The organism is Arthrobacter sp. G119Y2, assembly GCF_038069765.1.
GTDB lineage: Bacteria > Actinomycetota > Actinomycetes > Actinomycetales > Micrococcaceae > Arthrobacter_B.
Genome location: NZ_JBBPFS010000006.1, coordinates 226,906 through 251,812, shown reverse-complemented (window position 1 = coordinate 251,812; position 24,907 = coordinate 226,906). Strand labels below are relative to the sequence as shown.

The 24,907-nt window shown below is 66.4% G+C and carries 25 protein-coding genes; 9 read left to right on the top strand and 16 right to left on the bottom strand.

The window, feature by feature from the left end; genetic code table 11:
• Positions 1-51 precede the first annotated feature (51 nt).
• From WKB88_RS14795 to WKB88_RS14775, 5 genes are all read right to left on the bottom strand, one after another.
• Positions 52-306: a DUF6480 family protein gene (locus WKB88_RS14795; RefSeq protein ID WP_341395301.1), complete on the bottom strand. Its 255-nt coding sequence runs from the start codon at positions 304-306 to the stop codon at positions 52-54.
• A gap of 124 nt (positions 307-430) precedes the next feature.
• Positions 431-1,786 carry a Dyp-type peroxidase gene (locus WKB88_RS14790; protein ID WP_445818933.1) on the bottom strand — a complete coding sequence of 452 codons (1,356 nt, stop codon included), beginning with the start codon at positions 1,784-1,786 and terminating at the stop codon, positions 431-433.
• Positions 1,787-1,788: 2 nt separating this feature from the next.
• A complete protein-coding gene (locus tag WKB88_RS14785) occupies positions 1,789-2,370 on the bottom strand; it encodes a copper chaperone PCu(A)C (RefSeq protein ID WP_341395300.1) in 582 nt (193 codons plus the stop codon).
• Between the two features lie 240 nt (positions 2,371-2,610).
• Complete coding sequence (locus WKB88_RS14780; protein ID WP_341395299.1) at positions 2,611-3,300, bottom strand: copper resistance CopC family protein; 690 nt, start codon at positions 3,298-3,300, stop codon at positions 2,611-2,613.
• 70 nt (positions 3,301-3,370) lie between these two features.
• Positions 3,371-4,036: a hypothetical protein gene (locus tag WKB88_RS14775; RefSeq protein WP_341395298.1), complete on the bottom strand. Its 666-nt coding sequence runs from the start codon at positions 4,034-4,036 to the stop codon at positions 3,371-3,373.
• 197 nt (positions 4,037-4,233) lie between these two features.
• Here WKB88_RS14775 and WKB88_RS14770 point away from each other — a divergent pair, with 197 nt between their 5' ends.
• Entirely contained in the window at positions 4,234-4,674 is a 441-nt protein-coding gene (locus WKB88_RS14770) for a hypothetical protein (protein ID WP_341395297.1), read from the top strand.
• A 1-nt stretch (position 4,675) separates the two neighbouring features.
• Here the strand turns inward: WKB88_RS14770 and WKB88_RS14765 are convergent, their stop codons facing one another.
• Genes WKB88_RS14765 through paaA form a run of 6 tightly spaced genes read right to left on the bottom strand, consistent with a single transcriptional unit; the run spans position 4,676 to position 9,376 of the window.
• Positions 4,676-5,443, bottom strand: a complete 768-nt coding sequence (locus tag WKB88_RS14765) for an enoyl-CoA hydratase/isomerase family protein (RefSeq protein WP_341395296.1) — start codon at positions 5,441-5,443, stop codon at positions 4,676-4,678.
• A gap of 24 nt (positions 5,444-5,467) precedes the next feature.
• A complete protein-coding gene (gene paaE / locus WKB88_RS14760) occupies positions 5,468-6,634 on the bottom strand; it encodes a 1,2-phenylacetyl-CoA epoxidase subunit PaaE (protein ID WP_341395295.1) in 1,167 nt (388 codons plus the stop codon).
• A 3-nt stretch (positions 6,635-6,637) separates the two neighbouring features.
• A complete protein-coding gene (gene paaD, locus WKB88_RS14755) occupies positions 6,638-7,162 on the bottom strand; it encodes a 1,2-phenylacetyl-CoA epoxidase subunit PaaD (RefSeq protein ID WP_341395294.1) in 525 nt (174 codons plus the stop codon).
• 5 nt (positions 7,163-7,167) lie between these two features.
• Positions 7,168-7,992, bottom strand: a complete 825-nt coding sequence (gene paaC / locus WKB88_RS14750) for a 1,2-phenylacetyl-CoA epoxidase subunit PaaC (RefSeq protein ID WP_341395293.1) — start codon at positions 7,990-7,992, stop codon at positions 7,168-7,170.
• Positions 7,989-8,372: a 1,2-phenylacetyl-CoA epoxidase subunit PaaB gene (paaB, locus tag WKB88_RS14745; RefSeq protein WP_341395292.1), complete on the bottom strand. Its 384-nt coding sequence runs from the start codon at positions 8,370-8,372 to the stop codon at positions 7,989-7,991. The genes paaC and paaB overlap by 4 nt, the downstream gene beginning before the upstream one ends.
• A gap of 2 nt (positions 8,373-8,374) precedes the next feature.
• Positions 8,375-9,376: a 1,2-phenylacetyl-CoA epoxidase subunit PaaA gene (gene paaA / locus WKB88_RS14740; protein WP_341395291.1), complete on the bottom strand. Its 1,002-nt coding sequence runs from the start codon at positions 9,374-9,376 to the stop codon at positions 8,375-8,377.
• Between the two features lie 150 nt (positions 9,377-9,526).
• On the opposite strand from paaA, the gene WKB88_RS14735 reads away from it, so the two are divergent.
• Both WKB88_RS14735 and WKB88_RS14730 read left to right on the top strand, forming a co-directional pair.
• Complete coding sequence (locus WKB88_RS14735) at positions 9,527-9,916, top strand: PadR family transcriptional regulator (protein ID WP_445818932.1); 390 nt, start codon at positions 9,527-9,529, stop codon at positions 9,914-9,916.
• A complete protein-coding gene (locus WKB88_RS14730; RefSeq protein WP_341395290.1) occupies positions 9,903-10,628 on the top strand; it encodes a hypothetical protein in 726 nt (241 codons plus the stop codon). The genes WKB88_RS14735 and WKB88_RS14730 overlap by 14 nt, the downstream gene beginning before the upstream one ends.
• A gap of 32 nt (positions 10,629-10,660) precedes the next feature.
• Here the strand turns inward: WKB88_RS14730 and WKB88_RS14725 are convergent, their stop codons facing one another.
• Complete coding sequence (locus WKB88_RS14725; protein ID WP_341395289.1) at positions 10,661-11,332, bottom strand: ArsR/SmtB family transcription factor; 672 nt, start codon at positions 11,330-11,332, stop codon at positions 10,661-10,663.
• Positions 11,333-11,461: 129 nt separating this feature from the next.
• On the opposite strand from WKB88_RS14725, the gene WKB88_RS14720 reads away from it, so the two are divergent.
• Positions 11,462-13,636 carry a S9 family peptidase gene (locus tag WKB88_RS14720; protein WP_341395288.1) on the top strand — a complete coding sequence of 725 codons (2,175 nt, stop codon included), beginning with the start codon at positions 11,462-11,464 and terminating at the stop codon, positions 13,634-13,636.
• A 119-nt stretch (positions 13,637-13,755) separates the two neighbouring features.
• Here the strand turns inward: WKB88_RS14720 and WKB88_RS14715 are convergent, their stop codons facing one another.
• The gene (locus WKB88_RS14715) at positions 13,756-14,499 is read right to left on the bottom strand and encodes a DedA family protein (RefSeq protein ID WP_341395287.1); all 744 of its coding nucleotides are present in this window, start codon (positions 14,497-14,499) and stop codon (positions 13,756-13,758) included.
• Positions 14,500-14,877: 378 nt separating this feature from the next.
• On the opposite strand from WKB88_RS14715, the gene WKB88_RS14710 reads away from it, so the two are divergent.
• The 4 genes from WKB88_RS14710 to WKB88_RS14695 all read left to right on the top strand — a co-directional run bounded on the left by WKB88_RS14710 (position 14,878) and on the right by WKB88_RS14695 (position 18,306).
• Positions 14,878-15,624 (top strand): formylglycine-generating enzyme family protein, encoded by a 747-nt coding sequence (locus WKB88_RS14710; RefSeq protein WP_341395286.1) that lies wholly within the window; start codon positions 14,878-14,880, stop codon positions 15,622-15,624.
• A gap of 126 nt (positions 15,625-15,750) precedes the next feature.
• Entirely contained in the window at positions 15,751-16,221 is a 471-nt protein-coding gene (locus tag WKB88_RS14705) for a hotdog fold thioesterase (protein WP_341395285.1), read from the top strand.
• Between the two features lie 139 nt (positions 16,222-16,360).
• Positions 16,361-17,644, top strand: coding sequence for a phenylacetate--CoA ligase PaaK (gene paaK, locus WKB88_RS14700; RefSeq protein WP_341395317.1), 1,284 nt, complete (start codon positions 16,361-16,363; stop codon positions 17,642-17,644).
• Between the two features lie 35 nt (positions 17,645-17,679).
• Positions 17,680-18,306, top strand: coding sequence for a TetR/AcrR family transcriptional regulator (locus tag WKB88_RS14695; RefSeq protein WP_341395284.1), 627 nt, complete (start codon positions 17,680-17,682; stop codon positions 18,304-18,306).
• A gap of 50 nt (positions 18,307-18,356) precedes the next feature.
• On the opposite strand, the gene WKB88_RS14690 is transcribed toward WKB88_RS14695, so the two are convergent.
• Entirely contained in the window at positions 18,357-20,330 is a 1,974-nt protein-coding gene (locus tag WKB88_RS14690; RefSeq protein WP_341395283.1) for an HNH endonuclease signature motif containing protein, read from the bottom strand.
• Positions 20,331-20,672: 342 nt separating this feature from the next.
• Positions 20,673-22,766, bottom strand: a complete 2,094-nt coding sequence (gene paaZ, locus WKB88_RS14685; RefSeq protein ID WP_341395282.1) for a phenylacetic acid degradation bifunctional protein PaaZ — start codon at positions 22,764-22,766, stop codon at positions 20,673-20,675.
• Positions 22,767-23,036: 270 nt separating this feature from the next.
• Between paaZ and WKB88_RS14680 the strand changes: the two genes are divergently transcribed.
• Positions 23,037-24,152 (top strand): SGNH/GDSL hydrolase family protein, encoded by a 1,116-nt coding sequence (locus WKB88_RS14680; RefSeq protein WP_341395281.1) that lies wholly within the window; start codon positions 23,037-23,039, stop codon positions 24,150-24,152.
• On the opposite strand, the gene WKB88_RS14675 is transcribed toward WKB88_RS14680, so the two are convergent.
• Positions 24,149-24,847, bottom strand: coding sequence for a helix-turn-helix transcriptional regulator (locus tag WKB88_RS14675; protein ID WP_341395280.1), 699 nt, complete (start codon positions 24,845-24,847; stop codon positions 24,149-24,151). The genes WKB88_RS14680 and WKB88_RS14675 overlap by 4 nt on opposite strands.
• Positions 24,848-24,907 lie beyond the last annotated feature (60 nt).

Sequence of the window (24,907 nt, the reverse complement as noted above, 5' to 3'; positions counted from 1 at the left end):
CCCCCCCCCCCCACCCCGGGGGGGGGGCCCGCCGCTTCAGCATTCAGGGGATCAATCTTCGTCGTGCCCCTGGTCCATGCTCATCTGGTCCTCAGCGGGAGGTGTCTCCCCCGGCGGAACTCCGCCGCCGGGCTCGAGACCGGTGATGTTGCCCGCGGCAGGATCAGGATTGGCGTGCTTGCCCTTTTCGGTGCTCGGCGCCGCATTGCCATTTCCTTCATGCGAGCTGTCCTGCAGGTTTTTCCCGGCGTCCTTGGGCTTGTCGGGGTTGGCCGGGTCATTATTCGGATCGTAACTGTCCGCCATCAGGGCCTCCGTCTGTTCAATGACGACCGCCCGCCGGCGGAACCCGGCGGGCGATCATCAGCATACTGATCATTAGCTCCAACCTAGTCCCGGCCGGGCGATGAATCAACCCGGCGGACTTCCGTCAGGAGAACAGCTGCTCGCCGATAAACCCTCCGTCCCGTGCACCGGGAGGCACTGCAAATACGGCGGATCCCACCGGGACGGTCCACTCGTTGAGGATGTCCAGCTGGTCCAGCCGCTGCTGAATGGGCACAAACTGGCGGTCGACGTCAGCCTGGTAGGAGACGAAGATCTGCCCGGAATTCGAAATCCCGCCCTCTGTGCCATCCGCCGCGGTCGGAGCGTCGTCGTAGTTGTACGGCCGCCGGAAAATGCGCTGCCGCTCATCATCGGGCCTGGCCCGGCGAAGATGGGAGGAATCCGCAATTACCGGGAAGCCGAGCCTGCTGCGGGCGGTGAAATCCGGTTCGTCATGTTCCGCGGTACCGGTCAGCGGCGCACCGCTGGCCAGAGTGCGCCCAACGCTCTCTTCGCGTCCGCGTCGGTCCAGCTCATCCCAGGTGTCCAGGTTCATGGCAATGCGCCGGATGACCAGGGACGTTCCGTTCTCCAGCCAGGGTTTGACCGCCGCATCTCCCCACACGACACGTTCGAACTCCGCGCTTCCCACCCGCGGATTGCCGCTTCCGTCCTTCTGGCCGAAGAGATTGCGCGGAGTTTCACCCGCCTGCCCCGAGCCGTAGGCGTGCAGAAATCCGGACTGAACCCAGCGCAGGGCGGCGAAGGAACGGCTGTCCTTCAGCAGCATCCTGCGGGCGTGGGCCAGGGCCAGCGGATCATCGCCGCAGATCTGGATCAGCAGGTCCCCTCCGGAGTACTCCGGCTTCAACCGGTCAATGCCGAACGCGGGCAGCGGTTTCAGCCAAGGCGGTGACTTATCCGGTGCTGCCAGCGCCACCAGTGCCGGGCCGAACGCGAAGGTGACAGTCAAACCCGCAGGTTGTACGGCCAGTTCCGGCTCGGTGTCGGCCAGTGCCGGGCGCCCCTGGGTCAGGGCGGCGGCATCCTCGGTGAGAAGCCGCAGCAGCGCAGCCAGCCGCTGCGCCGTCAGGCCCGGCTTCAAATCCAGCGCCAGGAACACGGCGTGGGCCTGCGCCGGCGTTTCAATACCCGCCTGCCGCGCTCCGTAAAAGGGCACCACCGTTGTGCCGTTGACTCCGGTTGCGTCGAGTCCGGAGTCCCGGCCCTCCGCTGCAAGCTGCCCGGCATCCCCTGCCTCCGGCCCTCCGGAAGCGGTGCGTTGGGAGCTGTCCCGCCCGCCGGAGAGCTTGATCCCCACAGCTGCCAGGGCACCGAGCCCGGTTGCCGCACCCCCGAGCAGCAGGTGCCGCCGCGTGGTGTTCGGTGCCTTCTCAGCCTCTCGTGGATCGGTCTCCCGCGGACGGGTCTCCCGTGGATCGGTGTCGTCTCTGGTCACGGTTAGCCTCCGTGGTAGCTCTCGTTGGCTCCGGCGAAGTCCTTTGCGGGAGCCGTGAACTCGACAGTGCTGCCGTCGGAGAGCGTCAGCGTGAAGGGGATCTCCTCCCCTGCAAGCACCGGATCCTTAAGCCCCATCAGCATCAGGTGATTGGCTCCGGGTTCCAGCACGAAGGTTTCTCCGGCCGGGATGGTGAATCCGCCTCCGCTCTCAGCCATGACTGCGGTTCCGTCAGCCTGCTGCACCGTTTCGTGCAGCTCCACGGAGGCCGCTGCCGGTGACGCCGCGGCCACCACCTGCACTTCCTCGGTGCCGCTGTTGGTCAGGGTGCCGAAAGCACCGGTCATTCCGCCGTCTGCTGCCTTCACCCACGGGTGGGCCATGGTGAGGGGTGCCGCCGCGTCCGCAGCAGCATCCGGGGACCCGGCAGGCGCGGCTTCCGGGGCGGAGGCGGTGCCGGAAGGTGCGGCCGGAGCCGGATCGGACGTGTCTGCCGCGGACGTGCAGCCGCTCGTCAACCCTGCTCCGAGGAGGGCGGCGGAAAGGACCAGCAGCACCGAGCTGCGGGAAGAAGAAATGGACATGGTTTTGCTCCTGTGGTCGGGCGCGCCGGGTCGCCTGGCTGCCGGATACTTTTGGCCGGTCGAGCTGGCTCCGGGTTATTTTGGGGCGCCGGAAGGTGGAGGAACGCCGCGTGGACGCCTCCGAAGATGTGGTCGAGAAGCTGCGCCTGTGATGCGCAGCCGTATTGCGGCAGCACTGGAGCTGCCGGCAGGGTGCTCCGGGAGCAGCCCGGGGAGGTTGCTCCCGGGGCTGCCGGGAGGTTACTCGGTCCGGCCGCGCCGGCGGCGGGAAACCACCGCGTACACGGCGTAAATGAGCAGGCCCGTTACGCCGCCGAGGATGCCGGGAACCAGCCAGGCCGGGAGCCCGCCGTCGTTGGATGCATCAGCGCTCTCGCTGCCTTCAGCGCCTTCGGAGGCGCCGGCGTCGGGCGTCTCGTCCCGTTCCTCTGAGTCCTGGGAGCCGGACGGGAGCGCCGTGGCTGCTGATCCCGCCACCGCGTCGGCTCCGACAAGGAACTCATAGCTGCCGGTGATCGGGTGGCCGTCGGAGGACACGGCGCGCCAGCGCACCGAGTATTCCCCGTTGGGCATCTCCCCGGGCAGCGGCTGGACGAGTGTTTCACGGTTCAGGACGGGGGCGCTTTCCGCCCAGTTCCGGCCATCGGCGTCCAGGACCTGGATCTGGTTGCCCAGGTCCATCAGGGCGGAGCTGAAGGTGAGCTCCAGTTCCGCCGGCGCTGCGTCCAGCCGCTCTCCGGCTGCGGGAATGGTGCTTACCAGCTCATCGTGGGCTGCGGCAGCCGGGGCGGTGGCCAGGGCGGTGCCGCCGCCGGCGAAGATCAGAGCTGCAAGGAACAGAGCCCGGACCATCAACGGCCGGCGGGCGGCGCGGACCTGGGGAGAGGATAAATACGAGGGGGACACTACGGGGGACGTTACAAGCGACATGGCTGCTTTCTGCGCCGGCATTCTGCCGGCGTCTGCTGGTGGGAAAGCCCCGCACCAGGCAGGTGCGCGGCTAGAAGGACACAGCAGCAGCAGGCGGTCCCCGGTGCCTCATCGCCAGCAGTGGCACGCCGAGGTTCCGGAACGGCTCGGCCGGAATCAGCAGGGAAAGCTTGGGGATCCTCGGGCCGAGCGGCAGCGGGAGGAACAGCGGCAGGATGGCGGTGATGCGCAGCCGCATGGCCTCCAGGATGCGCAGCAGTGCGGCCTCGCCGTTCCGGATGAGGGCAACGGTGGCCGCGGCCGCCAGCAGGTGTCCGAGCCACATCAGTGCAGAGGAATGCCCGGCCGTTGCCATTCCGGCGCCGGCCTGCCCGGCATCGGTCAGTTGGCTGAGGGCCGCAGAGTCGCCATGGAAGGCATGGCCCGCATGGCCCGCGGCAGGGCTGGCGGCTGCGTCGGATGTACCGGCAGCTGCGGGAGGGAGTCCCGCACCGCCAACGGTGAACAGCAGGTGGAAAATGCCCTGGCTGGCCAGGACCGCCCCCGTGGTTCCCGGAAGTGACAGGGACCGCCCTGCCAGCGCACAGGAAACCATCGCCGACAGCGCCAGGCAGAACAGCACGATGGACGGGTGCGGGATGACTCCGCCGGCCAGGACATGGGAGGCAGCGGCAACGGCCGTGGCCGCTAGTGCTGCGGCCCAGCCGCGCACCAGGCGTGCGGCACGCGTGCTCATGATCCCTCCCGGATACGGCTCGGGCCGGTCGGCAGGTGCTTCTCCGGCTGCAAGACATTCTTCCCGTATTTCTACAGGTTGTCGAATATTGCGGCATCCGGTCCGCTTGCTGCATCCGCACCGCCGGAGCGGCACTCCGTTAGGGTGGGTCGCATTACCGGCAGAGCTCGCGTCACCGGAAGAGCAAGGAGCAGCGAATGAAACCCGGCATGAGGACAGTACTGGCCGTCGGCGTCCCGGTCCTGCTGCTGGCAACTGCGTGCGAAGCAGGGACGGCGGAAAGCCAGTCCCAACAGGCAGCGCCAAGCTGGGCGGCAGAGATGCAGAAGCTGCAGTCCGAACTAGCGTCGTCGCATGAGGATGGCGCTCCTGAAGAGAAGCGCGCCGGCGGCGGGACGGCCGGCCCGGACGCGCCGAACCAGCTCAGGCTTGACCCCCTGCTTACCGGACCGCTGGATGCACGGTTCATCTGCGATGCCGGCGCCGCCGTCGTCTCCATCAGCGGCGGACCCGACGCCGAGGTCCCCTGCGGACCGGTCAAGGTCATCAGCGGGATCAATCCGTACGAGGAAGGCACGGGCATCTCCATCGAGGTCCGCGCCGATCAGGAGCTGCACTGGGCGGTGGAGTTTTACTGAGTCAGTCCTGGAAGGCGGGTTTGCGCTTTTCCAGGAAGGCGGTAAACCCCTCGGCGTAGTCCCTGGTGCCGCTGAGGATGCCCTGGGCCTTGTTCTCTTCCTCCATGGCGGTCCACAGCCCAATCCGGGAGTCCCGGATTTCGGCCACGAGCGCCTTGGAGATCCGGTAGGCGCCGCCGGAGCCGGCGGCCACGCGTGCCACGATGTCGCGGGTGCGTTCCAGCAGCTGGTCTGCCGGGAAGGACCGGCTGAACAACCCTGCCGCCACCGCTTCGGAGCCGCTCATCAGGTCCCCGGTATAGATCAGGTCCAGGGCACGGTGGGTACCGAGCCGTTCGGTGAAAAGCCAGTGTCCGCCGGAATCCAGGGCAGCTCCCAGGGCGGCGAACGGCGAGCCGATCTTCGCGTCCTCCGCCACATAGACAACATCGGTGGCCACCAGCAGGCCGAGGCCGACGCCGAGGCAGGCCCCTTGAACGGCAGCGAACGTCGGGGCCGGAAAACCCGCCATCTTCTGCAGCAGCGGAGTGACCAGTTCTCCGAGATACTCATAGGCGTCGTCGTTGGCGGGGTCGACGGCGGAGATGTCCCGCCCGGCGCAGAAGGCCCTGCCTTCTCCGCGCAGCAGCAGCGCGCGCACCCCGGGGACGGCAGCGTCATCGTACGCCTGCGACAGCTGTGCCAGCGCCTCCTCGTTCAGGGAGTTCAGCTTCCGCGGCGAGTTCAGGACAATTTCGGCGATGCCGTCGGTGATGCTCAGTTCGATCATGAGGATGCTCCGTTCCTTCAGAGACTAGGCGTCGTAGTCGACGGTGACGTCGGGGCTGGTGGGACGGCTTTGGCAGGTCAGGATGTAGCCCTTTTCCAGTTCGTCGGGTTCCAGCGCATAGTTCTCCTCCATCTCCACGGTGCCGGTAACCACCTTGGCCCGGCAGGTGCCGCAGACACCGCCGGCGCACGCGAACGGGACGTCGGGACGGACCCGGAGCGCGGCATTGAGGATGGTTTCGCGGGCGTGGGTGGGGCTGGCAACCTTGCCCTGCAAACCGTCCAGCCGGAACGTGATGTTGTAATTGTCGGCGTTCGGGTCGGCGGTGACGGGCCGCCCGGACTGGCCTTCGGGCCGGTTGGGCTGGCCGGTGGTGAAGAGCTCAAAGCGGATCCTCTCGGCCTCGACGCCGCGGCTGGCCAGGGTATCGCGGCACATCTGCACCAGTTCGAAGGGCCCGCAGAGGAACCATTCGTCCACGTTTCGGGTGGGCAGGACCGAATCGATCAGGGTGGCCAGCTTCTCGGCGTCGATCCGCCCGGAGAGCAGGGGTGAGATGCGCTGTTCGCGGGAGAGCACATGGTGCAGGGCGAACCGGGACGGATACTTGTCCTTCAGGTCCGCCAGCTCCTCCAGGAACATGACGTCCATGGCAGCCTTGTTCGCGTAGACGAGGTCAAAGCGGACAGTGTCGGAGGCCGCCAGCACGGTGCGGGCAATCGAGATGACCGGGGTGATACCGGAGCCCGCGGCCACTGCCACAAAGACGTCCTCGCCGGTGAGGTCCATGTCCTCGGGGTGGTTCAGTTCGTTCATTGGATGCTTGGAAATAAAGCCGCCGGAGGGGCTCATGACGTCCAGCACGTCGCCGGCTTTGAGGAACTCATTGGCCCAGGTGGAGAACTTGCCGCCCAGGTCACGCTTGATCGCCACCCGGATTTCACCGGGCCTGGGTTCGGCGCAGATCGAGTAGCTGCGCCGGATTTCCTGGCCGTCCAGAGTAGTGCGCAGGGCAACGTACTGGCCGGGCAGGTAGTCGTAGGAGCCTTCGAGCGCCTCGGGCACGGCAAAGGTGACTTCCACGGCGTCGTTGGTCAGGCGCCGGACCTCTGAGACCGTCAGGGGATGGAAGGCGGTCCTGCGTGTAGGCGCCGGTGCCGCCGGCGCTGCGGCTGGAACGGAAGTTGTCATGGGTTAGAGCACCTTGAAGTAGTCGAAGGGTTCGCTGCAGTCCTGGCAGACATAGAGGGCTTTGCAGGACGTGGAGCCAAAGCGGGTGAGTTCACGGGTGTTGAGTGAGGAGCACTGCGGGCACTTCACGCTCAGGCCCAGCCGGACCGGACCGGCGGCGGCCTTGCCGGTGGGCGGGGCAATGCCGTAGGCGTTGAGCTTGGCCTTGCCGGCCTCGCTCATCCAGTCGGTGGTCCAGGCCGGGGCGAGGACCAGATCCACCCGTACCCGGCCGTAGCCCGCAGTGTTCAGCGCGGCAGTGACGTCCTCGCGGATGGCATCCATTGCCGGGCATCCCGAGTAGGTGGGGGTGATCGTCACGGTGACGGCATCCGGCCCGGTCAGTTCCACGCCGCGGAGGACGCCCAGGTCCTCGATGGTCAGCACCGGAATCTCGGGGTCGCACACGGTGGCGGCAATGTCCCAGGCCTGCGCGGCGGCCGGCTCGGCGGGACGGAGATCCTCGACCGTACTCTCCAGATCGGCCATGGCTGCTACCAGCTTGCGCCGGGATGCTCGCGGGCGAGGACCTGCATCTCGGCCAGCAGGTATCCCAGGTGTTCGCTGTGCTGTCCGCGGCGGCCGCCTCCCGGGGCAGCCGGAACCTGCGGCACCTCAAGATCGGCCTCGCGCAGGACGGCGCCGATGCCGGCGTCGAAGTTCGCACGGAGCGAGGACGGCAGGACCGCGGCACCGCTGCCGGCGAGGGCGCGCACGGCGTCGTCGTCCTCGAACAGCTCACCGACGTACGGCCAGGTCAGTTCCAGGGCCCGCGTGATGCGGCGGCGTGACTCCTCGGTGCCGCCGGCCAGGCGCAGGATCCACTGGGCGCTGTGGTCGCGGTGATAGTCGACCTCCTTGACCGCCTTGGCGGAGATGGCGGCCAGGGTGGCGTCGGTGGAGGACAGCAGCGCGCGGTAGAGCTCGAACTGGTAGAAGGAGACCACCAGCTGGCGGGCGATGGTCAGCCCGAAGTCGCCGTTGGGCTGCTCGAAAAGATGCGCGGAACGGAATTCCCCTTCGCGGCGCCAGTAGGCCAGATCATCTTCGGTCCGGCCGGTCGCCGAGCCGGCGTAGGTGAGGAAGGACCGGGCATGCCCGAGCAGGTCCAGGGCGATGTTGCCCAGGGCCACGTCCTCTTCCAGTTCGGGGGCGCGGGAGATCCACCAGCCGAGGCGCTGGGCCAGGATCAGGGAGTCGTCGCCCAGGCGCAGCGCATACTCGGCGACGTCGGCCGGCGCCTTGGTGCCGGAGGCGGCAATGTCCTCGGGCCGCAGGGCGTTGCCGGGGGTGATGCGGGTGGCGCTGTCCGAGCTCACAGGTGCTTCACCCCTTCGGACTTGGTGTAGTACGTGGCATGCCGGTAGTCCTTGCCCTGCGGGGATTCGAAGAACTGGCCCTTGGAGTCGGGGTCGGAGGCAATGATGGCCGACGCCGGCACCACCCAGAGCGATACGCCCTCGTTGCGGCGGGTGTACAGATCGCGGGCGTTACGGACCGCCATGTCAGCGTCGGGTGCGTGCAGCGAGCCGGCGTGGACATGGGACAGTCCGCGCGAGGAGCGGACAAAAACTTCCCACAGCGGCCAGGCCGCGCTCACGCCCGCAGCGGCATCTTCGGCCGCTGCCCCCGGCTCCGCGGAAGTCTGCGTGCCCACGGGCTTGGCGCCGTCGTCGCCCGTTGTTGAACCGGAAACCATGCTTATGCCACCTCGGTCTTTCGTGCCTGTTTTGCCGCATATGCGGCTGCTGCTTCGCGCACCCAGGCGCCGTTTTCGTGTGCCTCGCGGCGGCGGGCCAGACGCTGCGCGTTGCAGGGTCCGCGGCCGGCGAGGACTTCCTTGAACTCATCCCAGTCCAGCGGAGCGTGCTCCCACTGCTTGGTGTCCTCGTTGTAGCGGATCTGGTCATCGGGCAGGGTCAGCCCGAGGACCTTGACCTGCTCCACGATCATTCCGACAAAGCGGGAGCGCAGTTCATCGTTGGAGAAACGCTTGATGTTCCAGGCCATGGACTGCTTGGAGTTGGGCGAATCGTCGTCGGGCGGGCCGAACATCATCAGCGACGGGGCGTACCAGCGGTTGATGGCGTCCTGCGCCATTTCCCGCTGCGCCTCGGTGCCGTTTGCCAGTTCCAGCAGGATCTCGAACCCCTGCCGCTGGTGGAAGGACTCTTCCTTGCAGACCCGCACCATGGCCCGGCCGTACGGGCCGTAGGACGCGCGGCACAGCGGCACCTGGTTGCAGATGGCGGCGCCGTCGACGAGCCAGCCGATGGCCCCCATGTCCGCCCAGCTCAGCGTGGGGTAGTTGAAGATCGAGGAGTAGCGCGCCTTGCCGGCGATCAGGTCCTCGGTCATCTTCTCCCGCGGAGTGCCCAGCGTCTCGGCCGCGGAGTAGAGGTAGAGCCCGTGGCCGGCCTCGTCCTGCACCTTCGCCATGAGGATGGACTTGCGCTTGAGTGAGGGGGCGCGGGTAATCCAGTTGGCCTCCGGCTGCATGCCGATGATTTCGGAGTGTGCGTGCTGGGAGATCTGCCGGACCAGGGTCTTGCGGTAGGCCTCGGGCATCCAGTCCCGCGGTTCAATCCGAGAGTCCTCGGCCAGCAGCTGCTCGAAGTGTGCTTCGGGGCCGGAGGCAGGGGATCCGGAATCTTCGGACGGAACGGCCTGCAGGTTGGGAGAAGGATCGGTCTGCAACGACATTAGATGTCACCTCACTGTGCGGGATGAAAGCCGGATGCGAATGTGCCTTGGATATTTACCGACCGTTCGTTCAGGATATGCGTGTGACTGAGCGCACGTCAAGATGCACGCTAGGTAGACAGCCAAACTAGTACATGTCAGTATCTAGTTGTGCACACGAATCCCTGGCCCAGCGACTGGATGCGGGCGACGCTCAGTCTCTGCGTCCTGAAGGCGCTCGACGGCGGCGCCACCTACGGATATGCCATCGCCTCCCTGCTGGAGGAACAGGGCTTCGGGAACGTCAAGGGCGGCACCCTGTATCCGCTGCTCACACGCTGTGAAGCCGCAGGCTGGGTCACCACCGCGTGGCGCGCCGGCGACGGCGGCCCCGGACGCAAGTACTTTTCCCTCACCTCCGCAGGCCGCCGGGAGCTTGAGGAGCAGCGCGAGATGTGGAACCGGTTTACCGGAACGGTGGACGGGTTTCTGCGGAACCCCGGTGACCGGATCCCTGAAGACAACCGCAACCCTGAAGGGGGCACCCATGGAAACCCGTGACCACCGCAACGGCACCCCGCCGGAGAAGGCCACGCGCCGCTGGTTCGATGACTTCCCCACAGAACTTCGCCTGCGGGACGTCCCGGGAAACGTCATCGGCGACGCCGTGGCGTCGGCCCGCGAGTTCCTGGCCGATTCCGGCGGCTCGCCCCGTGAGGTTTTTGGCGACCCCCGCGCCTACGCTGAAAACCTGGAGCTGCCCCGCAACCGCATGTCACGGTCGGGCTGGGCCGCTTTGCTGGTGCCCAGCTGCCTGGGACTGCTCGGCTTCTTCACTGTGGCCGCAGCCGTCAGCTCCAGCGATGCAAGCGTTGCGGTCACATTGTCAGGCCTCCTGCTCGCCCTGACCGGGCTGGCGGGCGCAGCCTGCGCACCCCTGCTGCTGGGCTTCATTGTCCGGCGTCCAATGTGGCTGGTTGCCTTGGCCGGCGGGGCGTTCTTTTCCCTGCAGGTGGCGATCGCCGTACTTGCCAGCGACGTTGTGCTCTTCACGCTTCCGGCGGTTCCGTTGGCGCTGGCCGGCGGAGCCGTCCTGCTGGCCACGTCCCTCTGGGGGCAGTTCAGGAAGGGGGTCACCGACGAGCCGGTCGTGGAACCGCTGTCCGCCCCGCCGCACCCGTCCTTCGGCCTCACTCTGCTGGAAGTGCTGGGCAACTGGATGCTCTTCCTGGCCGCGGCCGCTCTGTCTGCCTGGTTCCTGCTGCGGCCCTGAATCCCGCCCTGGCAGTGCCCCGGGCCGGGCCCTCAGATGCCGGTGCTGGAGCCGGTGTTCGTGTTGTTGGAGTCGGTCTCCGTGGTGGAGTCGGCCGAGTCCCCGGATTTCCCCTCAGGGTTCCCTGCTGCAGCCTCCGGATGAACGGCCAAAAAGATGGAGTAGCGGGTGCCGGCCTCCCCGGCTTCCCCAGACTCCCCGCTTTCCCCTGACTCCCCGCCTTCCCCCGACTCCCCCGGATCCCCGGCGGAGAACTCATCGAGCAGCTCCGTCACGCGGTCCAGGAACCGGTCGTGCGCGGCCTTCGTGAGGCGGACGCCGCGGCGGGACATCGCCACCTCCGCGGATTCCGGAACCTGCCCCACTTCGGACACGAAAGCGCTGACCATGGCACCGCGCAGCCCCATGTCACGGGTGTCCAGATTCAGGCGGGCCATCTTGCCTGTGGCCAGATACGGGACTTCGTACGCACCGCTCGGGCCGGACCGTGCCTGCTGCGCTTCGAGGAAGCCGGTGGCCACCAGCTTGCGGACATGAAAAAGCACCGTGGCGGGGTTCGCTCCCAGCCGGGTGGCAATCTCCTTATTGGTCAGCTGCTCACGCAGACACAGGCGGAGGATCCGAATCCGTGTCGACGAGGCGAGGGCTTTGGCCTCCTCCTCACTCGGTGACTGACGAGGGTCCGGGCCTCTCTCTTCTGTCATGCGTGCAGATTATCAGCCGCATGAACGCCACAATGCGGTTCCCGGTGGCGGGGCGCCCCGCCGGTAAGCCGCCAGCATAAACAGCGCGGGGCCCTTCGTCCCCCGGAGCAGGGTCGATATATTCGGGGCATGACTACTTTTCCCACTCCTCCCGTTGCCAAAAAGGTTCCCACCGAGCGCGTCCACCACGGAGATACCTTCGTTGACGAGTACGAGTGGCTGCGGGAGAAGGAAAACCCCGACGTCGTAGCCCACCTCAAGGCCGAGAACGCCTACATGGAAGAGGTCACTGCGCACCAGGAGAAGCTGCGGCAGGAGATCTTCGACGAGATCAAGAACCGCACCGAGGAAACCGACCTCTCCGTGCCGGCCCGCAAGAAGGGCTGGTGGTACTACTCCCGAACCGAAGAGGGCAAGCAGTACTCCATCCACTGCCGCACCGCAGCGCAGGACACCGGCGACCTGGACGCCGACTGGACGCCGCCCGTCGTCGAACCCGGCGTTCCGGTGCCCGGCGAGCAGATCCTGATTGACGGCAATGCCGAGGCCGAAGGCAAGCCCTTCTTCGCGCTCGGCGGGCTGGCCGTGACCGAAGACGGCAACCTGCTGGCTTACTCCGAGGACAACGCCGGCGACGAACGCTTCACCCTGCGGATCAAGGACCTGCGTACCGGAGAGCTGCTGCCGGACACCGTCACCAACGTTTTTTACTCGCTCGCTTTCTCCCCCGACGGCACCCGCGTGTTCTACACGGTTGTGGACGATTCCTGGCGTCCCTACCAGATCAAGGCCCACACGCTGGGCACCCCGGTGGAGGACGACGTCGTCATCTACCAGGAGGATGACGTCGCCATGTGGACCGGCTTTGACCTCTCCGCGGACCGGCAGCAGCTGCTGATCGGCATCAGCAACTCCGAATATTCCGAGTACCGGGTCCTGGACTTCGGGGATCCCGCCGGGGAGGTGCGCACCCTGATCCCGCGCAGCGAGCACATCCTCTACGAGGCCGAGCCGGTCACCCTTGCCGGCGAGCGCCATTACCTGATCACCCACAACAGGGACGCGCTGAACTCCATGCTCTCCCTCGTGGCCGAGACGGAGTTCGCACTGCCGCTGGACGAGCAGCACTGGAACACCGTAGTGGCGCACGACGACGCCGTCCGCGTCAACGGTGCGGCTGTCACCAAGTCCCACGTCATCGTCTCGGTCCGCAAGGACACCACGGAGCGGGTCCAGGTCCTCCCGCTGGAGGGTCTCGGCACCGAGGTGCAGGGCGATCCGGTGGAGCCTGCCTTCGACGAGGAGCTGTACACGGCCAACCTGGCCAACGCCGAATACGATTCCCCGATCATCCGGCTCAGCTACACCTCCTTCCTGACTCCCCCGCGCGTCTACGACTACGTGCTGGCCACCGGTGAGCTGGAACTGCGGAAGGAGACACCGGTCAAGGGCGGCTACGACCCGGCTGAATACGTTGCCGAGCGCGCCTGGGCCACCGCAGGCGACGGCACCCGGATCCCCCTGTCGGTGCTGCGCCGCGCCGAGGTGAAGCAGGACGGCAGCAACCCCGCACTGGTTTACGCGTACGGCAGCTACGAAATCAGCATGGACCCCGCCTTCAGCGTGGCCCGGCTGTCCCTGTTGGACCGCGGCGTCATCTTCGTCGTCGCCCACATCCGCGGCGGCGGTGAAATGGGCCGGACCTGGTACGACCAGGGCAAGAAGCTGCAGAAGAAGAACACCTTCACCGACTTCGTGGCCGCCACCGACTACATTGCTTCCTCCGGATGGGTGGACCCGAACCGGATCGCCGCCATGGGCGGATCTGCCGGCGGACTGCTGATGGGTGCCGTGGCCAACCTGGCCCCCGAGAAGTACAAGGCGATCGTGGCGCAGGTGCCCTTCGTGGACGCCCTGACCACCATCCTGGATCCGGACCTGCCGCTGTCGGCTCTGGAGTGGGAGGAATGGGGCAACCCCATCACCGACCCCGAGGTTTACCGGTACATGAAGGAGTACACCCCGTACGAGAACATCCGGGCCGTGGACTACCCGCGCATTGCCGCGGTGACCTCCTTCAACGACACCCGCGTGCTGTACACCGAGCCCGCCAAGTGGGTCGCCAAACTGCGCGAGGTGACCACCGGTTCCGAACCGATCGTCATGAAGATTGAGATGGACGGCGGACACGGCGGAGCATCCGGCCGGTACGAGGCCTGGAAGGACCGGGCCTGGGACTATGCCTTTGTGCTGGACGCACTGGACGCCGTTGATCCGATCCCGGCTCACACCGCCGGAGAGTAATTTCGGCCGGCGATTTCCGGCGGTAATTTCGGGGCGTTTTCCGGCGGTAATATCGGCCGGCGATTTCCGGCGGGACCGCCGGATAACGACTTCCCGCATTGTCGGCCTGGGCCGGGCGTTCAGTCGCCCGGCTCAGGCGCCGGCTTGTTCAGGGGCCGCTTGGGGGATTCCTTATTCGGCGATTGCTTGTTTGGCGACTGTTTGTTCGGCGACTGCTTGTTCCGGGAACGGTCCTTGGGAGCCGCCCGCTTGTTCTGCTGCAGCAGGGTGAGCGAAATGGTAGCCACGGTCAGCAGGACAACACCCACGATAATCAGGTCCAGATGGTCGCGGATGAACGGGAACCGGTCCCCGAGGACGTACCCCAGCAGCGTCAGCCCCATCCCCCACAGCAGGGCCCCGGCCGCGTCGAACACAACATAGGCGGAATAGCGCATCTTGCCCACTCCGGCCACCACCGGAGTGAAGGTCCGGACAATGCCGACGAAGCGGGCCAGCGTGATCGCCTTGCCGCCGTGCCGGGCGAAGAACACCTCGGCGCGGTCTACATTCTCGCTTCGAAAAAACCGGGAATCGGGCCGGGAAAACACCGCTGGCCCGGCCCGCCGGCCAATCCAGTAGCCCAACTGATCCCCCGTAAACGCTGACAGGGAAATCAGCAGCCCCAGCAGCCAGACGTTGACGTCCACCGTTCCGGTGGCCACCAGGAGCCCTGCGGTGAACAGCAGCGTGTCTCCGGGCAGGAAAAACCCCACCAGCAGCCCTGTTTCGGCAAAAACAATGCCGCAGACCACCAGCACCACCCAGGGCCCCAATGCCGGATCCGCCAGAAAGACCTGCGGATCCAGCCATTCAGGGAGCACAGGCCACCACGGCCCAGCAGGCCGGCGCCCCAGCCGCGGATGCTGCCGCCACCCCAGCCGCGCAGGCCGTTGCCCTAGCTCCGCAGGCCGGCGCCCCAGCCGCGGATGCTGCCGCCGCCCCAGCCGCGCAGGCCGTTGCCCTAGCTCCGCAGGCCGTTGCCAGGGCCCCAGCCCCAACCCCGCAGGCCGCTGCCGCGGCGTCGAAAACTATCACCTCTTCAACGTACGGCACGGGCCTGTGCCGTGTCCCGGCCGCCCGGAAAAGGGCGTCCAGCCACAGGAAGATGGCAGGAAGGCACCCGTCGCTTCCTGTAGCGAGGCTCTGAATGAGATCGTTGCCGTGAGTGAGAGCATTGCCGTGAGTGAGAGCATTAGCGAATGGACACCCCTGACCTCCGCCGCCTTCCCGCCGGCCGGGTGGAACTGCACGACGCGAGGCGGAAGCGCCGGTGGAGCGTGAACCTCAAATCGTTTGAAATCAGCCCGGTACCCGTAACTGCGTTTCTGTACGCCGACGCTCCCGGAAGCAACAGTCAAGGTACGCGCGTGCCGGCAGTCGACGTCAGCTGGATCGACGCGGTTGCGTTCTGCAACAAGGCATCAGCATCTGCCGGCATCGACCCCGCCTACACCTTCCACGAGGGGGACGTCGTGTGGCACACGGACTCGGCGGGCTATCGCCTTCCAACGGAAGCGGAGTGGGAGTACGCCTGCCGTGCCGGTACATCAGGGCCGCACTACGGGCCGCTTGAGCTGGTGGCATGGACGGAGCATGACGGGGGAAAACGCCTGCAGGATGTGGGGCTGAAACGCCCGAACGGCTTCGGGTTGCACGACACTCTCGGCAACGTGTGGGAGTGGTGCTGGGACCTGCTCGACCCGGCCAGATACGGCGACTACCGGGTTTTCCGCGGCGGCGGTTTTGCTGACAAACCGTGGAATGTCCGTGCATCTGCACGCCGGGGCGGAGCACCCGGAATGAGCCATCCGGACCTTGGATTTCGCCTCGCCCGTGGAGCCTTTGCCCCCGCCCAAGAGACACAGGGCTGGTCCGGCCATGCCGACAGGGAGCGCGGCGCATCAACGGAAGCTTGGCCTTCAGGCTGGACGCGCCGGAGGCTCTAGCTTCGGCTCGACAGTTTATGACCTCGTTGGTACACCGCGAGCGGAACCTTTCACGGTCCGGCTTGACAGTGACAGCCCTCACAGGATTACCTAATGAACATTCGGTAAATAAAACGAGAGGGTCCCATGGCTGACATCGATGTCGCTGCGCAGGGCACGCTGATCCACCCCATCCTGGAGGACGACACCGTGGCCCGCTGGCTCGGACTCGCCGTCGAGCATCTGGCCCCGGGTGAGGCAACCATCAGCATGGAGCTCCGCGCCGATATGCTCAACGGCTTTAGCATCGCGCACGGCGGCATGGTCTTTGCCTTTGCCGACACGGCCTTCGCCCTGGCCTGCAATCCGGCGGACGCCGCCTCACTGGCGGACATGGAGCTGATTACCGTGGCGGCCGGCGCGGACATCAATTTCATCTCGTCGGCTCTGCCCGGGGAGACCCTTCGGGCCGTGGCCGTACACCGGGTTTCCGCCGGCCGCAGCGGCCTCTATGACATCGAAATCACGGCTTCGGGTCCTGAAGGCAGCCGTGTGGTTGCCGAATTCCGCGGCCGCTCCCGTTCCATCCCCAATCCCCGCCACCACTCCCGAGCCTGAGCTTCCGCCAGATCCCGACTTGCTCACCCTTCGTTCCCCCACTTCCGGTCCGCTATCCAAAGGGCATGCCTTGAAAACCACCGCCGCACCCGTGAAATCCACCGCCGCAGACCCGGCAACGCTCGATCCCGAAGAGCGGATGAGCCGCGACGAGATCGAGGCCCTTCAGCTCACCCGCCTGCAGCACACCGTGAAATATGCGTATGAACGGGTACCGCTGTACACGCAGAAGTTCGACGACGCCGGTGTCCGTCCCGAGGACCTGAAGGAACTGTCGGACCTGGCCAAGTTCCCGTACACGACCAAGGAAGACCTGCGCCAGACCTACCCGTTCGGCATGTTTGCCGTTCCGCAGAATCAGGTGGCGCGGATCCATGCTTCTTCGGGAACCACCGGACGCCCCACCGTCGTCGGTTACACCGCAGGCGACCTGGACCGGTGGGCCACACTGGTGGCGCGTTCACTGCGTGCCTCGGGTGTGAAGCCCAGCTACAAGGTGCACAACGCCTACGGCTACGGACTGTTCACCGGCGGCCTGGGCGCTCATGCCGGCGCGGAGAAGCTGGGCTGCACCGTGATTCCGATGTCCGGCGGACAGACCGAGCGGCAGATACAGCTGATCCAGGACTTTGAGCCGGACACCATCCTGTGCACTCCCACTTATCTGCTGACGATTGCCGATGCCATGCGCACCGCCGGGATTGATCCGCGCTCCACTTCGCTGAAGAACGCCGTCCTGGGCGCCGAACCCTGGACCGAGGAAATGCGCCACGAGCTGGAAGTCCTGATGGACCTCGACGCCTGCGACATTTACGGCTTGTCCGAGGTGATGGGCCCGGGTGTTGCCGGTGAATGCGTGGAGACCAAGGACGGCACCCATATTTGGGAGGACCACTTCCGGCCGGAGATCATTGACCCGTTCGATGAGACCCGGGTGCTCGGCGACGGCGAACCAGGCGAACTGGTCTTCACCTCCCTGACCAAGGAAGCGCTGCCGATCATCCGTTACCGCACCCATGACCTGACCCGGCTGTTGCCCGGGACTGCCCGGCCCGGTATGCGCCGAATGGGCCGGATCACCGGACGCAGCGATGACATGATCATCCTGCGCGGCGTGAACCTGTTCCCCAGCCAGATCGAAGAAATCGCCCTCCGGATTCCTGCCCTGAGCCCGCACTTCCAGTTGGAAATCACCCGGCCGGACCGGATGGACGAGCTGACGGTCAAGATTGAACGCCGGGAAAACTCCAGTTCCGACGACTGCAGCAGCGCTGCTGCCGAGCTCAAGTCCCAGATCAAGATCCATATCGGGTCCTCCTGCACGGTCCATGTAGCCGAACCGGGGACCCTGGCGCGCTCCAGCGGCAAGCTGCGCCGGATCTATGACCTGCGCAGCAAGGACGCCGGACTCGTCCAAAGCTGACCGGCCATCCGAACGTTCATGAGAAAATAGGATCCATGCCTTCCACTCCAGCCACAGCTGCCGGCCCGGCCGCCGCCGGGAACCGCCGCGGCCGTCCCGGATACGATCAGCAGTCGATCCTGACCATCGCCGTCGACGTGTTCAACAAACACGGCTATGAGGCCACCTCCATGGGCATTCTGGCGGAAAACCTGGGCATTACGAAGTCCGCGATTTACCACCACGTCCCGTCCAAGGGCGATCTGCTGCGGCTGGCCCTGGACAATGCGCTGGGCGGGCTGGAGGCCGTGCTCGATGATGCTCGTGCCTCCAACGGTCCGGCGGACGAGCAGCTGGAGTTCGTGCTGCGCGGCACCATCAAGGTCCTTACCGAACGGCTGCCGTTTGTGACGCTCCTGCTGCGGCTGCGGGGCAATACGGAGATCGAACGCGACGCGCTGGCCCGGCGCCGGGAGTTCGACCACCGCGTCGCGAAGCTCGTGGACGCTGCCCGGAGCGAGGGATCGCTGCGCAGCGACATCGACCCGCGCACCACCACGCGGCTGCTGTTCGGCACGATCAACTCCATAGTGGAGTGGTACAAGCCGGGCGGCCCGATTTCGCCGGATCAGCTGGCCGACGACGTCATCTCCATGGTTTTCCACGGACTGCACCGCAGCTAGCTGATTTCCTCCGCCGACCGCGTTTCCACTGGCATCCCTCCCCGGCTGCCCTAGAACGGCGGCGGGTCATCCCCGTAATCATCCCCGCTGCTGCCTGCCCGGGTGTCCGTGGCCGTGACCGTCCCGGAATCTATGTGGGGCACGGTCCGGGAACCTGCACGGACAGCCGCGACGGACCGGTCCCCAGCACCGTCCGGGCCGGTTCCCTGCATGACCGGAGCAAGAGCCAGGTGCGGTTCGGTACGGTAAGTCCGTCCTCCCGGCGATGTCCACTCAATAACCCCGGCCGCCGGCTGGCAGGCCTTCCAAAACCCCTTGGTTTTGAACATGTGGTGCCTCCGGCACAAATGCTCGAGGTTGTCATGATCCGTGGCCCCGCCCTGCACCCACGGCCTGGTGTGATCGATCTCGGAAATCACCGCATTCGTCCGGCACCCCGGGAACCGGCAGGTCCCGTCCCGAGCCCGCAGCCACCGTTGAAGTCCGGCCCGGACTTTCCTTCGGCGTCCCACCCGCAGGATCTCCTCAGTATCCGGATCCCGCTCCACCGGCGTCCATTTCGCTGCCTCCCGGGCCATCCGGCGGGCGGCTTCCGGACTGATCGGCCCGTAACCATGCAACTCCGCCGGCTGATCGTCCGCGCCGAAGAGCGTTTCAGCGCTGATCAGCACCAGAATCTCCGCCCTAGCCCCAGCCCTGGCCCCAGCCTTGCCCTTGGCCCGGGCATCGGTGCTGGCATCACTGCCACAGCCGGCGCCGGTGCCAATGCCGGCGGCGGTGCCGGATGTATCCGCGCCGGCGTCCTGCCCGGTGCTGAACGGGTCCCCCGCGGTGCCAGAACGGCCACCGGGGCGAGCACCGGATAAGTCCGCGCCCGCCGATCCCTGCCCATCACAGGGGTGACCGCCGCCGGACATAAGCAGGTCCTGAAGGATGTCCGCCCGCAACTCATCCACCCTGCGGGGATCACCATCAGCCTGCTCACCCCGGGCAGCCCTGCTCAGCTGAGTGAAGATCGCCTGCGCGTTCTCCGCCGGCAGGAACGCCGAGAGCCAGGACATTCCATCCGCCGCAGGCTCCAGACACACCTTGCGCTTTCCCAACGCACTCAGCTGGCGCTGGACAATGCCCTGCGGATACTGGTTTTCCCGCAACCGCCGCGCCCGCACCCGGAACTGAGCCGCAGTCTGACCCGCTGCAGCCTCCAGCAGCTTTGCCTCGAACCCCGGAAGCCCCACAGCTTCGATGTCCTGGCACTGATCCAACACCGTCTGGGCATGACCGTAACTGATCCCGCCCTGCTCCAGATTGCCCAGAGTCACGGCATGAACGCCGCAGAGACTGCCCGCCTCAGACATCAGCCGCTGCCCGGTACTCTGCGGCACGCAAAGAATCGCTGCTGCCTCCGACGCCGCAAGACTGAACGCCATACCCGGATCAGGCTTTCCGGACGGGAAATGCATCTCGTCCCGGTAAATACTCTGCATCCGGTGCAGGACCTTAGCCTGCTGCGCCTGCGCCCACCGCATCAGATGATCCAGGCGGGAGAGCACAGCACCGGCAGTCTGCTCATCCAGCGCATCCGCGCCCCGCAGAACCAGAGAACCGGATAACCCGTAGTGGCCGGCACTCCCGGCAGCATCACAGGAAACAACAGTGTCGCCGGAAACAACGGTGTCGTCGGAAGCAGTAGTGGTGGCGCTGTCGCTGGAAGCAGCGTCGCCGGAAGCAGTAGTGGTGGCGCTGTCGCTGGAAGCAGTGTCGCCGGAAGCCGGGGGCGAATCGGAACGACCCGGAGCAGCAGCCAAAGAGGTAGCAGAAGAGGAGGCACCGACAGCAGCCGGTACGGCGTGGAAAACCGAGTAACCGGGCGGTGCAGCGGCCTCCCCGCCGGCGGTGGTGGCGGTGGCCGTGGCGGAGTCGATGCCGGCAACCATAGCCATCGCAGGCTTGGTGCCGGATGCGGTGCCGGCAGCCTGCTCGCCGAACCGCTCGGAACCGGGAAAAGTCCTGTGCTGATCCATGCCTTCAGGCTTTCACCTGCCTCTGACATTTCCGCCGCCAAAAGAGCCCCAACAGCCCAAAACAGGCCCTATTTCGGCACCTCAAATACCCGACTTTTCTGGCCGACTACCTGTTTGAGTTTCGAACGGGCCATACGGGCGGGTCAGTGGGGAAACGGCGGGAAATGACCCGCGGCCGGACCCCCAAGGGCCCGGCCGCGGTTCAGCAGCGTTTCATCAAAGGCTCAGCCGCGATTCACCGCGGTCAGTCGCGGTCACCGCGACTCAGCGACTCAGCGACTCAGCGACTCAGCGACTCAGCGACTCAGCGACTCAGCGACTCAGCGACTCAGCGACCAAATGCTAGCTGCGCTTCTTTTCAACGAGGGTCAGAACGTCGTAGGTCGCGACAATCTCGTCATTCTGGTTGGTCAGCAGCGCGTCCCAGGCCACCTCGCCGTACTCGTCGGTCTCGCGCGGAGTGATCTTCTTGGCGGTAAGAGTGACCCGGATGGAATCGCCCGCCGCAACCGGCGTGATGAAGCGCAGGTTTTCCAGTCCGTAGTTGGCCAGCACCGGTCCCGGAGCAGGTTCCACAAACAGTCCGGCAGCCCAGGACAGCAGCAGGTAGCCGTGGGCCACGATGCCGGGGAAGAACGGATTGGCTTCAGCCGCTTCCTGGTTGGTGTGCGCGTAGAAGGTATCGCCGGTGCTGTTGGCGAAGGCAGTGATGTCTTCCAAGCTGACCTCACGCAGGTCCGAGCGGACAGCGTCGCCAATTTTCAGTTCCGAAAGGTCCTTGCGGAACGGGTGGGTGCCGTCGAAGTTGCGGTCCGCACCGGTATGCCAGATCCCGGTCAGGGCGGTGAGCATGTTCGGAGAGCCCTGAACCGCGGTGCGCTGCATGTGGTGAAGCACGGAACGCATGCCGCCGAGCTCTTCACCGCCGCCGGCACGTCCGGGTCCGCCGTGAACCAGATGCGGGACCGGAGAACCGTGACCGGTGGAGGTGCGGGCGTCTTCCCGGTTCAGGATGAGCACGCGTCCGTGATGGGCGGCAATGCCCAGGGTCAGTTCACGTGCGATGGCCGGATCGTTGGTGCAGACCGTGGCTACCAGCGACCCGCTGCCCAGGGCAGCCAGGCGCACGGCGTCCGCGGCGTCGTCGTACCCGATCACCGAAGCCACCGGACCGAAAGCTTCCACCGAGTGCAGTGCCTCCGCGCTGTTGTCCGGCCAGGTCAGCAGGATCGGAGCCAGGAATGCGCCGTCGGCCGCAACCCCGCGGCTTCCGTCCGCGAGGACAACTTCCGGAGCATCCAGCGAGCCGTAGGCCAGGGTGGCACCTGCGTCCAGCAGGGTCTGAACCGAGGAACGCACACCGTCGAGCTGCTCGGTGGAGGCCAGAGCACCCATGGTGACGCCCTCGGCGCGGGGGTCACCCAGGACCACGCGCTCGTCGATGCGCTGGCCCGCTGCGGCGACGACGTCGTCCACCAGGGCCGCCGGCACAATGGCACGGCGGATGCTGGTGCACTTTTGGCCCGCTTTGACGGTGATTTCCGTGACGAGGGACTTCACGAAGGCATCAAATTCCGGTGTTCCGGGGACGGCGTCGGGTCCCAGAATGGCTGCGTTCAGGGAATCGGTTTCGCAGGTGAAGCGGACTCCGCCCTCCGCCACGTTGGGGTGGGCCTTCAACAGCTTCGAGGTGGAGGCGGAGCCGGTGAAGGAGACGTAGTCGCGGTAGTCCAAATGATCGAGCAGGTCGCGGGCGGACCCGGAGATCAGCTGGAGGGACCCCGCAGGCAGGATCCCGGAATCCACAATCAGTTTCACTGCCTCGGCGGTCAGGTAACCGGTGGGCGTGGCCGGTTTGACGATGCTGGGCACCCCGGCGATGAAAGCGGGTGCAAGCTTTTCCAGCATGCCCCAGACGGGGAAGTTGAAGGCATTGATCTGCACCGCGACGCCGGGCAGGGAGGTGAAGATGTGTTCGCCCAGGAACGACCCGTCCTTGGAGAGGATCTCGGCGGGACCGTCCACCAGCACGGTGGAATTGGGAAGTTCCCGCCGGCCCTTCGAGCCGAAGGTGAACAGCACCCCAATGCCGCCGTCAATATCCACCAGGGAATCCTTGCGGGTGGCGCCGCTGCGGGCGGAGACCTCGTACAGTTCGTCCCGGTGCGCGTTCAGGTAGGTCGCGAGTTCCTTGAGCTTCAAGGCGCGCTGGTGGAAGGTGAGCTGCTGCAAACCGCGGCGGCCGACGGTGCGGCCGTGTTCGACGGCGGCAGCCAGGTCCAGCCCGGCGGTGCTGACGAGTGCCAGCGGCTCTCCGGTGCTGGCATCACGGACTTCAGCAGGCTCGGCGGCGGTCAGCTCGGAGCGGTCCGGTGTCCACCAGGAATCGCGAACGTAGCTGGGAACGATCTGGACGTCTATGGCAGTGGATGTCATCTTCGACTGGCCCTTTCAAACATTGATCCTGGCCGCGGCGGGCGGTCCCGTCTGCGGCAGCACCGAGCGGAAGAAGGCCCGCAGGATAAACTGACCGGACGGTCGGTAATGAAATCAGCGTACAGGAAACTGTGCCCTGAAACACAGCAGGCAACGGGAAATGTACTCGATTCCGCGGTCCGGAGGGGTGCTTCTGCTGTCCCCGGCAGCGCACGGGGCTACTTTGGTGGGACCCGATCTTTGGTGGGACCCCATCGCAAAGGAGCGACCATGCGCGAGCTTGAAGCCTTGACCAACCGAAGCAACCCGGACGCCGGCCGTCCGTTTCTTCCGCATTCCCCACGGCTGCGGCGCGCGGGAGTCATCGGCGCCCTGGCGCTGGGCCTGACGGCGGCCCTCCCCGGCACGGCCGTAGCAGCTCCGGGTGAAATGCCGGGTGCGGCGCCTGATTCCGCCTCGGCTTCGGGATGGGAGTCCGGACACGGCATCGACGGCGGAAGGGGCGGCGGGCACGGGGGCGGCAACGGGGGCGGCGGGCACGGCGGCGGGCACGGCGGCGGTCACGGCAACGGCAACGGGGGCGGCGGGCACGGCAAGGGCCGCACCGTGGATTACGTTGCCTTCGGGGATTCCTACGCGTCGGGTTTCGGCGGCGGACCGGTGCTGGACACCTGCGGCCGCACCGCCGAGGGCTATCCCACGCTGCTGGATGCCCTTCCGCGCGTGGAACTGGACAGCTTCCAGGCCTGCGGCGGGGCCACGGCCCTCACCACAGAACCTGCTCCTCCAGCCGGGCCCGTGGACCTGCCCGAGCAGATTTCCACCGCTGTCTCAGCCGATCTGCTGAACCGGCAGACCGATCTGGTCACCGTCACGATCGGAGGCAATGACGTGCAGTTCGGGTCCGTCGTCGCTGCCTGCCTCGGAGCGGAGCTGCCGGAAACCTGCGCTCCCGCAATAGCCGCGGCGCAGAGCTACGCCGAAACCGCCGTCGTGCCCCAGCTGCAGGCCAGCTTTGCCGCTATCCGGGAGGCTGCACCGCGGGCCGAACTCGTGGTGGCCGGTTATCCGCACCTGTTCGAAGGGACCGTTCCGGGAGCTTTGAGCGTTGAGGCGCAGAACCTGTTCAACGCCGGGACCGACGCGCTCAATGCCGTGGTCGCCGCACAGGTTGGCGAGGACGGCACCTTCGTGGATGTCACCGAGGTGTTTGCCGGCCATGGCATCGGTTCCGCCGATCCCTGGATCCTTTCCCTGAACGAGCCCTTTTCCCTGCATCCCAACGCCGCGGGCTACCGGGAGGGCTACTTCGCGGCCATCACGGAGTCCGTTGAGCTGCTGAACCCTGACCGGCACGGCGGAGGCTGCCGCGGCGGCCGGGGCTAGCGCGCACGGCCGTGCACCGGTCTGGCATTCGCCGGAGGCTCTCCGACCTCGTGGACGGCATGGCCGCTGCACGCCGTGTTGGTTACGCTGGCCCGCTCGATGCGCGACACGGTGAACCATCGCATTGCGTTTCGCAGCAGGCACCACCCAATCAAATACCACTGACCGTTCGTCGAGGCGAACAGCACGGGTTCGACGTCGCGGGTTGTCGTGGTCCCGTCTCTCGATGTGTAGCAAATACGGACTACCCGCTGCTCGGCCATCGCCTCCTCCAGCGCAGACCTGACGATGCGTGACGAGGACGCAATTGGATTGACCCAGACGCGGCCGGCCAGCTCTTCGGCTCTTGCCCGGGTTTTGGGATCGAGGACGTCCAGGATCTTCTGGATGCCGGCTGCTGCCAGATCGGCGTAGGGGGCATCGGGTGCAGCGGACACGGCCGCCATGAGCGCCACGGCCTGGGCCGGGGACAGGCTGACAGGCGGCAGGGACGCGCCTGCGGCCAGTCCGTAGCCGCCGCCCGGGCCCGGGCGCGACCATACGGGCGCGCCGCTGTTCTCCAGCGCGGCGAGGTCCCGCTTGACTGTGCGTACTGACACACCGAACTCTCCAGCCAGCCGCTTGGCGGAGCAGCCCCGTGATCCGTTCCGGCGCAGCATCTCGGACAGGGCATGGAGCCGTTCTGCCCGCTTCACTGTTCAGTCCGCATCACTGTTCAGCCCGCTTTAAATTCATGCCACAAATAGTGACATACC

What these genes read in the sequence shown, in the direction of transcription:
- WKB88_RS14775 (WP_341395298.1), bottom strand. Translation starts at nt 4,036, where the DNA reads ATGAGCACGCGTGCCGCACGCCTGGTGCGCGGCTGGGCCGCAGCACTA.
- WKB88_RS14795 (WP_341395301.1), bottom strand. Translation starts at nt 306, where the DNA reads ATGGCGGACAGTTACGATCCGAATAATGACCCGGCCAACCCCGACAAG.
- paaK (WP_341395317.1), top strand. Translation starts at nt 16,361, where the DNA reads ATGAGCCGCGACGAGATCGAGGCCCTTCAGCTCACCCGCCTGCAGCAC.
- WKB88_RS14680 (WP_341395281.1), top strand. Translation starts at nt 23,037, where the DNA reads ATGCGCGAGCTTGAAGCCTTGACCAACCGAAGCAACCCGGACGCCGGC.
- WKB88_RS14705 (WP_341395285.1), top strand. Translation starts at nt 15,751, where the DNA reads ATGGCTGACATCGATGTCGCTGCGCAGGGCACGCTGATCCACCCCATC.
- paaZ (WP_341395282.1), bottom strand. Translation starts at nt 22,766, where the DNA reads ATGACATCCACTGCCATAGACGTCCAGATCGTTCCCAGCTACGTTCGC.
- paaB (WP_341395292.1), bottom strand. Translation starts at nt 8,372, where the DNA reads ATGGTTTCCGGTTCAACAACGGGCGACGACGGCGCCAAGCCCGTGGGC.
- WKB88_RS14695 (WP_341395284.1), top strand. Translation starts at nt 17,680, where the DNA reads ATGCCTTCCACTCCAGCCACAGCTGCCGGCCCGGCCGCCGCCGGGAAC.
- WKB88_RS14725 (WP_341395289.1), bottom strand. Translation starts at nt 11,332, where the DNA reads ATGACAGAAGAGAGAGGCCCGGACCCTCGTCAGTCACCGAGTGAGGAG.
- WKB88_RS14710 (WP_341395286.1), top strand. Translation starts at nt 14,878, where the DNA reads ATGGACACCCCTGACCTCCGCCGCCTTCCCGCCGGCCGGGTGGAACTG.
- WKB88_RS14720 (WP_341395288.1), top strand. Translation starts at nt 11,462, where the DNA reads ATGACTACTTTTCCCACTCCTCCCGTTGCCAAAAAGGTTCCCACCGAG.
- WKB88_RS14690 (WP_341395283.1), bottom strand. Translation starts at nt 20,330, where the DNA reads ATGGATCAGCACAGGACTTTTCCCGGTTCCGAGCGGTTCGGCGAGCAG.
- WKB88_RS14765 (WP_341395296.1), bottom strand. Translation starts at nt 5,443, where the DNA reads ATGATCGAACTGAGCATCACCGACGGCATCGCCGAAATTGTCCTGAAC.
- WKB88_RS14730 (WP_341395290.1), top strand. Translation starts at nt 9,903, where the DNA reads ATGGAAACCCGTGACCACCGCAACGGCACCCCGCCGGAGAAGGCCACG.
- WKB88_RS14780 (WP_341395299.1), bottom strand. Translation starts at nt 3,300, where the DNA reads ATGTCGCTTGTAACGTCCCCCGTAGTGTCCCCCTCGTATTTATCCTCT.
- WKB88_RS14770 (WP_341395297.1), top strand. Translation starts at nt 4,234, where the DNA reads ATGAAACCCGGCATGAGGACAGTACTGGCCGTCGGCGTCCCGGTCCTG.
- paaA (WP_341395291.1), bottom strand. Translation starts at nt 9,376, where the DNA reads ATGTCGTTGCAGACCGATCCTTCTCCCAACCTGCAGGCCGTTCCGTCC.
- WKB88_RS14785 (WP_341395300.1), bottom strand. Translation starts at nt 2,370, where the DNA reads ATGTCCATTTCTTCTTCCCGCAGCTCGGTGCTGCTGGTCCTTTCCGCC.
- paaD (WP_341395294.1), bottom strand. Translation starts at nt 7,162, where the DNA reads ATGGCCGATCTGGAGAGTACGGTCGAGGATCTCCGTCCCGCCGAGCCG.
- paaE (WP_341395295.1), bottom strand. Translation starts at nt 6,634, where the DNA reads ATGACAACTTCCGTTCCAGCCGCAGCGCCGGCGGCACCGGCGCCTACA.